At 31.4% G+C, this 13,069-nt stretch carries 13 protein-coding genes; 2 read left to right on the top strand and 11 right to left on the bottom strand.

The annotated features are described in order from the left end of the window. Positions 1-320 precede the first annotated feature (320 nt). The 9 genes from AC1XJX_RS08830 to AC1XJX_RS08790 all read right to left on the bottom strand — a co-directional run bounded on the left by AC1XJX_RS08830 (position 321) and on the right by AC1XJX_RS08790 (position 9,594). Positions 321-881, bottom strand: coding sequence for a hypothetical protein (locus tag AC1XJX_RS08830; protein WP_482003608.1), 561 nt, complete (start codon positions 879-881; stop codon positions 321-323). A 4-nt stretch (positions 882-885) separates the two neighbouring features. Further along, positions 886-2,289 carry a M20/M25/M40 family metallo-hydrolase gene (locus AC1XJX_RS08825; RefSeq protein WP_482003607.1) on the bottom strand — a complete coding sequence of 468 codons (1,404 nt, stop codon included), beginning with the start codon at positions 2,287-2,289 and terminating at the stop codon, positions 886-888. Positions 2,290-2,432: 143 nt separating this feature from the next. Then, complete coding sequence (locus tag AC1XJX_RS08820; protein ID WP_482003606.1) at positions 2,433-3,290, bottom strand: PPK2 family polyphosphate kinase; 858 nt, start codon at positions 3,288-3,290, stop codon at positions 2,433-2,435. Positions 3,291-3,310: 20 nt separating this feature from the next. Continuing rightward, a complete protein-coding gene (locus tag AC1XJX_RS08815) occupies positions 3,311-4,474 on the bottom strand; it encodes a sigma-54-dependent transcriptional regulator (protein ID WP_482003605.1) in 1,164 nt (387 codons plus the stop codon). Between the two features lie 9 nt (positions 4,475-4,483). Continuing rightward, positions 4,484-5,359 carry a mechanosensitive ion channel family protein gene (locus AC1XJX_RS08810; RefSeq protein ID WP_482003604.1) on the bottom strand — a complete coding sequence of 292 codons (876 nt, stop codon included), beginning with the start codon at positions 5,357-5,359 and terminating at the stop codon, positions 4,484-4,486. Position 5,360: 1 nt separating this feature from the next. Beyond that, positions 5,361-6,674 (bottom strand): ABC transporter permease, encoded by a 1,314-nt coding sequence (locus tag AC1XJX_RS08805; RefSeq protein WP_482003603.1) that lies wholly within the window; start codon positions 6,672-6,674, stop codon positions 5,361-5,363. Between the two features lie 3 nt (positions 6,675-6,677). Beyond that, positions 6,678-7,601: an ABC transporter ATP-binding protein gene (locus AC1XJX_RS08800; RefSeq protein ID WP_482003602.1), complete on the bottom strand. Its 924-nt coding sequence runs from the start codon at positions 7,599-7,601 to the stop codon at positions 6,678-6,680. Between the two features lie 325 nt (positions 7,602-7,926). Further along, positions 7,927-9,048 (bottom strand): molecular chaperone DnaJ, encoded by a 1,122-nt coding sequence (gene dnaJ, locus AC1XJX_RS08795; protein WP_482003601.1) that lies wholly within the window; start codon positions 9,046-9,048, stop codon positions 7,927-7,929. A 9-nt stretch (positions 9,049-9,057) separates the two neighbouring features. Next, on the bottom strand, positions 9,058-9,594 hold the full coding sequence (locus AC1XJX_RS08790; RefSeq protein WP_482003600.1) for a nucleotide exchange factor GrpE: 537 nt from the start codon (positions 9,592-9,594) through the stop codon (positions 9,058-9,060). A gap of 169 nt (positions 9,595-9,763) precedes the next feature. Between AC1XJX_RS08790 and AC1XJX_RS08785 the strand changes: the two genes are divergently transcribed. Both AC1XJX_RS08785 and AC1XJX_RS08780 read left to right on the top strand, forming a co-directional pair. After that, entirely contained in the window at positions 9,764-10,420 is a 657-nt protein-coding gene (locus AC1XJX_RS08785; protein WP_482003611.1) for a YceI family protein, read from the top strand. A 180-nt stretch (positions 10,421-10,600) separates the two neighbouring features. Then, positions 10,601-11,350: a phosphatase PAP2 family protein gene (locus AC1XJX_RS08780; RefSeq protein WP_482003599.1), complete on the top strand. Its 750-nt coding sequence runs from the start codon at positions 10,601-10,603 to the stop codon at positions 11,348-11,350. Between the two features lie 156 nt (positions 11,351-11,506). On the opposite strand, the gene AC1XJX_RS08775 is transcribed toward AC1XJX_RS08780, so the two are convergent. Together AC1XJX_RS08775 and AC1XJX_RS08770 are read right to left on the bottom strand one after the other, a co-directional pair. Then, positions 11,507-11,731, bottom strand: coding sequence for a VF530 family protein (locus AC1XJX_RS08775; RefSeq protein ID WP_482003598.1), 225 nt, complete (start codon positions 11,729-11,731; stop codon positions 11,507-11,509). Between the two features lie 11 nt (positions 11,732-11,742). Further along, positions 11,743-12,999: a DEAD/DEAH box helicase gene (locus AC1XJX_RS08770; RefSeq protein ID WP_482003597.1), complete on the bottom strand. Its 1,257-nt coding sequence runs from the start codon at positions 12,997-12,999 to the stop codon at positions 11,743-11,745. Positions 13,000-13,069 lie beyond the last annotated feature (70 nt).

The raw sequence follows: 13,069 nt of genomic DNA, 5'->3' as shown, positions 1-13,069 counted from the left end.
AAATTCGTCTAAAACTCGTCTTGAAAAACAAAACAGGTAAACACATTAAATATATTATCAGATAAATTGTTATTGTCGATATTTAATAAAAAAGATTCCACAACACTATTAAGATAGTTGACACAGGAAACGAGTATGTTAATTTATATACTAAAAAAAATCTACCAGATTAAATTAATAAATAAACATTATCTTGTTACTATGAATAGTTTTAATATTATAATGGTAATAGCCATCATCTTGTTTGCAAGACTTGGTGTAAAGTTAGTTACTGGTTATATAAAAATGAAGAAAGAGAAATACAAAACAAAAAATTAAATCTATTCTCTCACCGTTCCTGTAAAAACGCTAACTTTTGAGTTAAAAGAATTACCGGAAGCGCGTCTTAACATAACAACCTGTCCACAGTGCCAAAGTGCATCAGAAATAGGACCATTGATAATATTCCAAAAAGGAAATTTATCATTATCAAACTGAGACACATCATCCATATTTCGTAAAATATCAGAAGCTTCCTTTATATTTAGAAGCGTTTGTTTACGTTTCTCTTCAAAAGACAAAAGTGCTTCATTAGTTCTGCTTTTATCTGATGATACACTGTTAAGTATAAAACTAGATAAGCCTAATATGTGATCAATAGTTTCTGCACTTGTACGTCCTGATTCGCTGGCTTTAAATTCTAAATCGTTTGATTTTAAACCTTCAGTAGCCCAATAATATCGAAAACCTAAACCATCCATCATTCTTGAAGCTACGGTACCTGCTGTATAGCGCTCTGGTTGTTCTGGTATTTCGTAATAAGGTAATTGATTATCTTTTAAATCTTGAGAACTCATAGTTATTGATAAAAATGTGAGACTTATAATGAAGAGACTTTTCATAAAACTAGTTTTTAATTTTCTTAGAATTTGTTATTGGATTGACACCATATTTATCAAATAAATAAACCAAAGCTGTCATGGTAGCAGCACCTAATTCTAATTCTCTTTTGTTTATGGCATCAAAAGTATCATTACTAGCGTGATGGTGATCAAAATAGCGTTGACTATCTGGACGCAAACCCGCTAAAACATTAGACTCTGTTTTTAATGGTCCAACATCAGCACCACTTCCTCCCTTTTCAAAATAATGAATAAGATATGGTTTAAATAACGACTGCCAACTTAACACTTGCTCAAAAACAGCATCCGTACAATCAAAACTAAATCCCCGTGGTGTAAAGCCACCCGAATCACTTTCTAAAGCAAACACATGATTTTCTCCTTTTTGTTTTGCTACCTCAGCATATTTTCTACCACCTCTTAAACCATTTTCTTCATTCATAAAAAGCACCACTCTTATGCTACGCTTTGGTTTAATTCCTGACTCTTTTAACAGTCTTAAAACATCCATAGATTGCACAACACCTGCACCATCATCATGAGATCCATCTCCTAAATCCCAAGAATCTAGATGTCCTCCAACTACCATATATTCGTTTGGGAACTCGCTTCCTGTTATTTCTCCAATCACATTATGAGATTCTACATCTTTAAGTTGTTTACAATTTTGTTTGAAATAAAATTTAATGTTATTGTTTAAAGTTAACATGGCACTTAATAATTCGGCATCATTAGTACTGATGGCTGCTGAAGGAATACGTTTTTCAACTGGCAAGTCTCCATAATTCATATTACCTGTATGAGGAAAATCATCTAGTCTTAAATTCATTGATCGCACAATAACCGCGATAGCTCCATATTTAGCAGCTTGAACAGCACCTTGAGCGCGTTGATTTACGCAACCACCATAGGCTTCAAAAGTGTGAATTAAATCGGCTTGCATGGGCCTATTAAAAAACACGATTTTACCTTCTATATTTTCTTTACCTAAAACCTCAAGTTCTTCAAAATTTTTAACCTCAACTACTTGCGCTTTAATACCTAAAGCTGGTGTAGCTACAGAGCCTCCTAAAGCACAAATATTTACTGTAGTTGTTTTACCAGGTGCGCTCTCAATATAGGCAAACTCTTTAGCACCTCTTACCCATTTTGGTACCATCACAGGTTGTAACCAAACTTTATCTAACCCTAATTTTTCAAGTTCTTCTTTGGTGTAGGTAACTGCTTTTTCTGCACCTAAAGAGCCAGATAACCTACTTCCAATTTGATTGGATAAATAATTTAACCAATCGTAACTTTTACCATTTGTTAGTGATTGTTTATAGATGGTTTTTATAACGTCTTCATCAGTTTGAGAAAATATTAATAGTGAGGAAAAACTTAAAGCAATTAAAAATATTTTTTTCATGTTTTATGTTGTGATATTAAATGAATTTATACAATAAAATGATGTTAGTAAACTTGACGCCATAGCGTTAACGATTGCAGTGATATCCTTTTTTGAGGTACGATAAAAAGATAAAACGGAAAGCGTCTTAAAACGCCCAAAACCTATTCACTATTTAGTTGATTTTTATATAACTCAAGATTAGCTTTAATGTCATCATCTAGTTCTGGTTCTTTAATATCGCTGTATTTACTTAAAGTATCAAACATGATTTTTGCTACCAAATATCTGGCTGTTGGCTTATCATCAGCAGGAATGGTATACCATGGTGCGTGCACGAGAGAGGTTCTATTGATGGCATCTTCATAACAATCTTGATAAGCATCCCAAAGTTTACGTTCTTTCAAATCTCCGGGTGAGAATTTCCAATTTTTTTCTTGCTTTTCTAAACGACGCAGCAAACGATTTTTTTGTTCTTCTTTTGATAGATTTAAAAAGAATTTGAAAATGATTGTGCCATTTTCTGCAATATGCTTTTCAAAATTATTTATTTGCTCAAAACGCTTATCCCAGAAAGCATCATCAATATCATCAATGCAATTTAGTGTTGGAATGTTTTCTCCTAATATATAACCAGGATGCACTCTTGTAACTAAAACATTTTCATAATGTGTTCTATTAAAAACTCCAAACTTACCACGTTCTGGTAGCGCAATGTAATGGCGCCATAAATAATCGTGGCTTAACTCGAGTTCGGTTGGCACTTTAAAACTATGAACATCTACACCACGCGCATTAAACTCTTTAAAAACTTCACGCACCAAACTATCTTTACCAGAAGTATCCATACCTTGTAAACAAACCAATACCGCATATTTATTATGGGCGTACATGGTATTTTGAATATCGCCTAGTTTTTTACTTATTTTTTTTAACTCTTTTTCTGCGTTTTCTATAACAATTTTGGTTTCAGAATTTTTTAAGGAGATCTTTGAAGTTACTTTGTATTTATCTTCTGTCATTATAAATAGGTTTTAAAAATTTATTTTGAAGCAAACAATTTAACATCTTGCTCACTTACTTCATTGCCTCCTAAAATAATTAAACGTTCAATAACATTTCGGAGTTCTCGAATATTTCCAGTCCAATCATATTCTTGAAGCAATTTTACAGCCTTATCTGAAAAAGTTTTTTTTGTAGTACCCTGTTCTTCTGAAATTTTTTCAGAAAAATGATTTATTAAAAGAGGAATATCATCTCTTCTTTCATTTAAAGAAGGCACTTTTATTAAAATTACTGCAAGCCTGTGATATAAATCTTCTCGAAACTTACCATCTTCAATTTCCTTTTGAAGATTTTTATTTGTTGCTGCTACAATTCTAACATCTACTTTTATATCCTTATCACTACCAACGCGTTGTATTCTACTTTCTTGCAAAGCTCTAAGTACTTTTGCTTGTGCAGGCAAACTCATATCGCCAATTTCATCAAGGAAAATAGTACCGCTGTTGGCTGCTTCAAATTTACCAGCTCTATCTTTAGCGGCACTAGTAAAAGCACCTTTAACATGACCAAATAATTCGCTTTCTATTAACTCTGAGGGAATTGCTGCACAGTTAACCTCTACCATTGGACCTTTAGCTCGTTCACTTTTTTCATGTAACCAATGGGCAACCAACTCTTTGCCTGTCCCGTTAGGTCCCGTAATTAATACTCTAGCATCAGTTGGAGCAACTTTATCAATAATATCTTTTATTTGGGAAATAGCAGGACTATGCCCAATCATTTCGTACTTCTTGCTGACTTTTTTCTTCAGAATTTTGTTCTCAACAACCAATTCTTTTCTATCCAAAGCATTACGTACCGTGTTTAATAATCGATTTAAATCTGGTGGTTTGGATATATAATCAAAAGCTCCTAAACGCATGGTATTTACTGCTGTATCTAAATCTCCATGGCCAGAAATCATAACAATAGGGATTTCTGGTTTTATCTTTTTAACGGCTTCCAATACCTCAACACCATCCATTTTTGGCATTTTAATATCACAAAGTATAAGATCATAGTCGTCATTTTTTATTTTTTCGATTCCCACCAATCCATCTTCAGCTTCTTCAACTTGATACGCTTCATTTTCTTCTGACAGAATTTTAACTAGTACTCTCCTGATGGCTGCTTCGTCTTCTATGACTAATATTTTTGACATCTTTATATTTTATTTTTGAATGATATGAATATCTCTTTGAGGGAAAGGAATTGTAACATTGTTCTCTCTAAACAATTTATCAATTTCAAAACGAATATCACTTTTAGGAAATTGCGCTTTAAAACTGTCATCAATAGTAAAAACAAGTTTAAAATTTAAAGAACTATCACCAAACTCTGTAAAAATTACTGATGGTTCTGGCTCGCTAAATACGTCAGGATGCGAACTAGCGGCTTGTAATAATAATTTTTTAACTAATTGTACATCACTACCATAAGCAACTCCAACTTCAACAGACTCTCTGGTGGTTGTCCCGTTTTGAGTCCAGTTATATAAACTGTTTTCTAAATATAAATGATTGGGAATTACCAAAACTTTATTATCAATAGTAACAGCTCTAGTAGTTCTTAATTTAATTTCCTCGACTCTACCAACTTTACCATCAATTTCGATAATATCACCAACATGTACTGATTGATCAATCAAAATAAAAACCCCCGAAAATATATCTTGAAACAAGGTTTGTAGTGCTAAACCAATACCAATTAATAGGGCTGCGGATGCTGCAAAAACTGCTGTAACATTAACACCTACAGAGTGCAAAGTAATTAACAGTATAATTAAATAAATAAGCCATCTAAAATACCCATAAACTACATTAAACTTGTTTTTATCATCTATTGGAAGATTTCTGGTAATAATTCTTAAAATTAATCTCAAAACAATTGTTGTAACAAAAATTACTGTAGCAATAACTATAAGATCAAGTAAAGAAATACTTATTTTATTTGTAAAATCGATATGAAGATTAAGAAAATGTTTAATTTTTTCCAAAAAGTTACTTTTTGAAACAGCTTCTTCTATTTTTTCTAATTTTTGATTCATTTTAATATTTAATCCATTTAATTAGCTCTTTGTAAGTTGGTTTTTTTCCATACATTAAAATACCGACTCTATATATTTTGGCAGCTATCCAAACTGTAAATATAAAAGTGCCTATTAATAATAATAATGATACCAATTGTTGCCAAATTGGAACGCCAAAGGGAATTCGCATTAACATAACAACAGGTGAGGTAAATGGAATAAATGAGAAAACCGTTGAAACTGTTCCATGTGGATCCTCAATTACTGTAAATAACCCAATATAAACTGCTAAAATTAAAGGTAACATGATTGGTAATAAAAATTGCTGAGTATCGGTCTCATTATCAACCGCAGCACCAATAGCTGCATAAAGCGAACTATACAATAAATAACCACTAATAAAGAATAAAAGAAAGGCTATAATTAAATTAGTAATTGGCAAATTGTAAAATGCTGTAATTAAATTTTCAACCTTTGTATTTACATCAGGATTTGCCATGGCTTGCTGCATAACTTCTTGTTGTGGGGTTTGCATTTCTGCCACATCAATTCCAAAAACTAAAGAAATAATCGTCATTAAAACACCACCTAAAATAATCCAAATTACAAATTGTGTAATACCCGCCAATGAGGTACCAATAATTTTACCAAGCATCAGTTGCATGGGCTTTACGGATGAAATGATAACCTCTATGATTCTACTAGTTTTTTCTTCAATCACGCTTCTCATAATCATGTTACCATAAATAATGATAAACATAAATAACAAATAACCTGCAATCCCACCAAAAATGAGTTTAACAACACTATCAATTTTTGATGTTTTTTCACCATCAAAACTTTCTTGAGCTATATCAATACTTATTTTAGAAGCATTAATCATAGCTACATCAACACCTTGTTGTTGTAATTTAATATTGGTAAGTTTTTTTTCTAACTGACTTTCTAAATCTGATATCAGTGTAATAGAAGGCGATTCTTCCGAAAAAAATTTTATATCATTTGAAATGGCCTCAATATCTTTAGATTTATTAATGTGTAATAAGCCATAAGATGCCGTTTCTTTTACAATTTTTTTAGCATCTTCTAAAGATATATCTCGCAAGATAGTATACTTCGTGTTTTCTGAGTTTTTAAAAGTATTTTCTACAAGTTCAGATTCGTCTAAAACTGTAATAGTCCTAACTTTATCATTATTTAATTGAGATAAATATGCCACTACGGATATTAAAACAATCATAATCATAGGACTTAAAATAGTCATGACTATGAATGATTTATTTTTAACCTTCGTTAAATATTCGCGTTTTATAATAAGAGGTAAATGATTCATAAATTAATTATTCTTTACAGTTTGAATAAATATATCGTTAACACTTGGTATCAATTCTACAAAATGAGATACCATACCTTTATTGGTTAAATAATTTAATAAATCGTTTGGATTATTATTGTTTAGCTTAATATTAAGCTTTAACTCGTCCTCCAAAGTTTTAAAATTAGCAACTGAAACTTCAAATTTATCTGACAATTCCTTTTGAAGTGCCAGTTTATCATTAGCACGAATACCAACCTCAAATGTGTTAATTTTATATTGACGTTTCACATCTATTAATCGGCCATCTAGTATTTTATTTGATTTGTGGATTAATGCGATGTCATCACATAATTCTTCAACAGACTCCATTCGATGTGTTGAAAAAATAACGGTTGCTCCATCTTCGCGCAAGCGTAAAATTTCGTCTTTAATAAGGTTCGCATTAATTGGATCAAAGCCCGAAAAAGGCTCATCAAAAATTAATAATTTAGGTTGATGTAAAACCGTTACAACAAACTGTATTTTTTGAGCCATTCCTTTAGAAAGCTCCTGTATTTTCTTATTCCACCAATCACCAATTTCTAAACGTTCAAACCAATATTTTAAACGCGTTTTAGCTTCAGCTTTACTCAACCCTTTTAATTGCGCTAAATATAATGCTTGTTCACCAACCTTCATAGACTTATATAAACCACGTTCTTCTGGCAAATACCCAATATCTTTTATATGATTAGAGTTTAATATAACCCCGTCCAAAAAAACACTTCCACTATCTGGCATAGTAATTTGATTAATAACCCTAATTAGGGTTGTTTTTCCTGCGCCATTTGGACCTAATAATCCAAATATACTTCCTTTTGGAACCGAAATAGAAACATTATTTAGGGCTTTAAAATCGCCAAAATTTTTTGAAACTCTATTAACTTCAAGTAAGTTACTCATTCGTGTTTTTATTAGCTTATTATTTGTAAATATATTAAATGTTAAGCGAGATGCTTAATAGATTTGTTATAAATTATAGTTAAACTAACTATGTTTATTGTGGGGTTTTAATTAGGAAGTGTCTTAAAAACAAAACCCACCCTTAATAAATTAAGGATGGGAAAAAAATTGCTATGAAAAAGAAAAATTATCACTAAATAAATAGTGATAGTCAAATATAGTTTTTTTTTTAATAATAAAAGTAAAACTATTAAATAAGTTACCCCATAAATAAAAAAATTCCGTAATCTAACGGAATTTCTAAAAATGTTTAAATTATTTTTAATTAAGAAAACATATCCTTGACTTTTTCGAAGAAAGATTTGTCTGTACTTTCAGGTTTTGGAGAAAAATGCTCATCATCTTTCATGTTTTCAAAAAACTCTTTTTGTTCTTTATTTAAGGTTTTTGGAGTCCAAACATTCACATGTACTAATAAATCACCTTTTCCGTAGCCATTGATACTTGGAATTCCTTTACCGCGTAAGCGTAATATTTTACCAGATTGAACACCTGCTTCTACTTTTATGCGAACTTTACCCGTAACAGTATCAATTTCTTGAGAGGTTCCTAAAACAGCATCAGGAAAACTTACATACAAATCATAATGTAAGTTATCTCCTTCGCGTTGTAATTTTTCGTGTTGTTCTTCTTCAATCACCACTATTAAATCACCTGAAATCCCATTACCTGGTGCTTCATTTCCTTTACTAGAAACTTTTAACTGCATACCATCAACAACACCTGCAGGTATTTTTATAGATACCGTTTCTTCTGAGATTATTAAACCTTGCGCATCAGCGTCATTAGATTTTTTATCAATCGTTTGTCCAGCACCACCACACACATTACATGGTGATGAAGTTTGCATACGGCCTAAAATAGTATTTGCAATTCGGGTAACTTGTCCACTACCATTACAGGTAGAACATGTCTTGTAGGTTGTACCTGCTGCCTGTACTTTTCGTTTTACTTTTACTTTTTTATCAACACCATTGGCAATTTCTTCTAAAGTAAGTTTTACACGAATACGCAGGTTGCTTCCCTTAACACGACGCTGACCACCGCCACCACCAAAACCTGAAAAACCACCACCAAAGCCCCCACCTCCAAAAATATCACCAAACTGACTAAATATGTCATCCATATTCATGCCACCGCCATTAAATCCGCCGCCGCCATTCTCAAAAGCTTGATGACCAAATTGATCGTAACGTGCTTTTTTATTGTCGTCACTCAAAACCTCATAAGCCTCGGCAGCTTCTTTAAATTTACCTTCAGCGGTTTTATCGTCAGGATTTTTATCAGGATGAAATTCTATTGCTTTTTTTCGATATGCTTTTTTTATTTCGGCAGCCGACGCACCCTTATTTATTCCTAAAATTTCGTAATAATCTCTTTTTGCCATGCTTTGAATTTATTGTCCGATAACAACTTTAGGGAATCGGATAACTTTATCACCTAATTTATAACCCTTTTCGATAATATCAATAATTTTTCCTTTCATGTCTTCAGTTGGCGCTGGTATTTGCGTTATGGCCTCATGATCATCAGCATTAAAGACATCACCTTTTTCTGTTTTGATTGATTTTAATCCTTTTAGCTCTAGAGTATTTACCATTTTTTGGTAAATTAATAAAACTCCTTTTCTTAATTCTTCTGCCTCTTTATCTTCGTCTATATGACTAAGTGCTCGCTCAAAATCATCAAGTACAGGTAATAAGGTTTTCATTACATCCTCACTAGCAGTCGAAAATAATTCAATACGCTCTCTGGAAGTACGTTTTTTATAATTTTCAAACTCAGCAAAAAGTCTTAAAAACTTATCCTTTTCTTGTTGTAATTGGCTTTGTAATTTTTCTTCAACAGTTTGTTCTTCTACCTCGGTAGTTTCAGTTTGCGAAGTCACAACTTCTTCGTTTTCTATATCTTCTTTTTTTTCCTTTTTACTCATCGCTAAATCAAATTTTTGCAATACTAAAATCAATTGGCAAAAGTACTGCCAATATTATTAAAATGCCATAATGTCATTTAAAATATTTGAATAATTAATTTGTTTATATTTTTTTTCTTTTTATTAAACAAAATAATTATTTTTACACAAAAAACTAAAAACATCTTTAATAATAAAACGTAATTTTTTAAGTATTTTATTTATTTCAGTCTTATCTCTAACAGTATTATCTTGCAAAGATAAAGCCCAAGAGGCAGCAACTACAGAAGCAGAAGAAGTAACAACATCAATTTCAGAAGCTACTTTTAATGCTGATTTAGAGGTATCTACTATTGAATGGAAAGGTTTTAAACCTACTGGTTCTCACAACGGCGTAATTAATATTAAAAGTGGAATTTTAAATACTACAGATGGTATGATTTCTGGGGGTACCTTCGCTATAGACATGGCTTCTTTAAAAGTAATAGATATTCCTGTTGAAGATGAAGGAAATGCCAATTTAGCTGGACATTTAATGAGTCCTGATTTTTTTGACGTAGAAGCTTATCCTACTGCTAATTTTGAAATTACTGGTATTGAAGAGGTTGATGGCAACATGATGTTATCTGGAAACTTAACCTTAAAAGATGCAACAAATAATATTACATTTCCAGTATCTATTTCAAATGAAGGAGATAGTGTGACTTTAACAAGTGAAACTTTTACAATTAATCGCTCTAAGTGGAATGTAAAATATGGTTCTAAATCATTTTTTGATAATTTAGGAGATAAATTTATAAATGATGATATTGAATTAAAAATAATTGTTAAGGCTGCTAAGTCTTAAAACTAAATAAAGTATTTATTTACTTAAAAACCACTTTGTAAAAACAAAGTGGTTTTTATTTTTTAACAAATTTCAAAACTTGAATTTTTCGGAAAAAAAATATAAATTCGTTTAACATTTAACATAAAAAATTATGACGATTTCTAATAAAGTAGTTAAGCGTTATTATTAATAAACCGAATGAGAAAAATAATAATCTTACTTTTTTTATTTTTATATATTTTTAAAATTAACGGTCAAAACACTTCAAGTGACTCGTTAATAAACAAGAACAATATTCGATTGAGATACAAATCATTAATAATTCCAACAGTTTTAATCGGATATGGGGTTTTTGGTCTTGAAAATCATACAATCAAATTATTAAATAAAAGTACTCAAAATGAATTAGCAGAGCATATCGATTCTAAACTTACAATAGATGATTTCTCTCAATATGTTCCTTTTCTCTCCGTATATGGATTAAATGCAATCGGAATTAAAGGACAAAACAATTTCAAGGATATAACAATAATTTTAGGAACTGCTTATATAATAATGGGTGGAACTGTGAATATTTTAAAAGGAACTGGAAATGTTGAAAGACCTGATGCTACCAGTAAAAACTCTTTTCCATCTGGACATACTGCAACAGCGTTTATGGGAGCTGAATTTTTATATCAAGAATATAAAGATGTTTCAATTTGGTTCGGAGTTGCAGGTTACTTGATGGCAACAGGCACAGGAATGTTCCGAATGTATAATAATAGACATTGGCTAACTGATGTTGCAGCAGGTGCTGGAATTGGAATTTTAAGTACAAAAATTGCATATAAGATTCATCCTTTGATAAAAAGAACGATATTTAAAAATAAAGAAAATACAAATGGAATTGTAATGCCTTTTTATAATGGAAGAGAATTTGGATTAAATCTATCAATGACATTCTGAAAAGAAAATTATTCAAAATACCACTTAAAATTAATTGTTATTGCAAGCTTACTTACAAAAATCCTTGCATATTTCTATTTGGCTTGTATTTGAAATTAAACTCTTAAAACACGCAAAAAACCTATTTAATAATATTAAAAGAACACTTCAAAAATACTATTTTCTATTTTTAAGCATGTTTAAATACATGTTTTCTACTTTAGTCCTAGCCCAAGGCGTCCGACGCAAAAACTTCAAACTAGATTTTAAAGATGGATTATCAGTAAAACATTTAATTTTTACAATGGTTCCCATATATCCCCAACCGTAATATACTTCCAAATCAGTTATGATTTGTTCAAGCTTAACACCATGTAACAGGTTGTTTGGTTGAGAATACATTAACAAATTTATTAATTGCGTTTTGGTCTTCTTGATTTGTTATTTCGTGTTGAATTTCCAGAATTATTAGATGCTTTTCGTGGAGTTCTATTTTGTCGTCCCTGACCTGGTTTTACTGGGTCTGTAGATGCATTTGGATCGGGTTCAAAACCTTCTATAATATCAACAGGAAGTTTCATTTCTATCAACTTTTCAATATCTTTTAAAAATGTTGTTTCGTCTGCACTTACTAAAGATAATGCTTCACCAACAGCACCAGCTCTCCCAGTTCTCCCAATTCTATGAACATAATCTTCGGGTATATTGGGTAATTCAAAATTAATAACATGAGGTAATAATGGAATATCTAAACCTCTCGCGGCTATATCGGTGGCTACTAAAACACGTACACGTCCGTTTTTAAAGCCATCTAAAGCTTTTGTTCTAGCACCTTGACTTTTATTACCATGTATAGCTGCTGAGGAAATCCCAGATTTACTCATTTTTTCACAAAGCTTATTCGCCCCATGCTTGGTTCGAGTAAAAACTAATACTTGTTTCCAATTACCATCAGAAATCAATTTGATAATTAAATCTGTTTTTAAACCTTTTGCAACTCTATAAACTTTTTGACTGATAGCGTCAACTGTTGTGTTTTCTGGTGTTGCCTCAACTTGTACGGGTTGATTTAAAATACCATGAGCGAGTTTTTTTATGTCTTTTGAAAAAGTTGCCGAAAACATTAAATTTTGGCGCTTTTCAGGCATCGATTTTATAATCCGTTCAATATCTCTCAAAAAACCCATATCAAGCATTCTATCAGCCTCATCTAAAACAAAAATCTCTACGCGTTTAAGGGACAACAAACCTTGATTTTGCAAATCTAATAATCTACCTGGTGTAGCAACCAAAACATCAATACCTTGTTTTATAGTAGCAGCTTGTGGTTTTTGATTAACACCTCCAAAAATAACAGCCGAACGTAAATTTAAAAATTCGCTATACTCTTTAACATTCGCATATACTTGTGCTGCAAGTTCTCTAGTAGGCGTTAAAATTAAAGCACGAATTGGTCGGTATTTTTCTTTTGGATTTTCAGATAAAATATGTAAAAGTGGCAAAGTAAAACCAGCTGTTTTCCCAGTGCCTGTTTGTGCAGAAGCCAGCACATCTTTACCTTGTAAAATGGGTGTTATGGCTTTTTGTTGAATTGGAGATGGGTTTGTGTATCCTTTTTTGCTAATCGCTTTTAGCAAGGCTTCAGATAAGCCTAAAGATTGAAATGACATATAAAGTATTTATGAAGACCCTTAGGGGCTTTTTGAGATTATAAACCTTTATGTTTTCAATCTCCTTCTA

The sequence above is a fragment of the Flaviramulus sp. genome (genome assembly GCF_982512915.1).
Note: the sequence above shows the minus strand (reverse complement) of the source record. Positions and strands in the feature narration are given on the sequence as shown.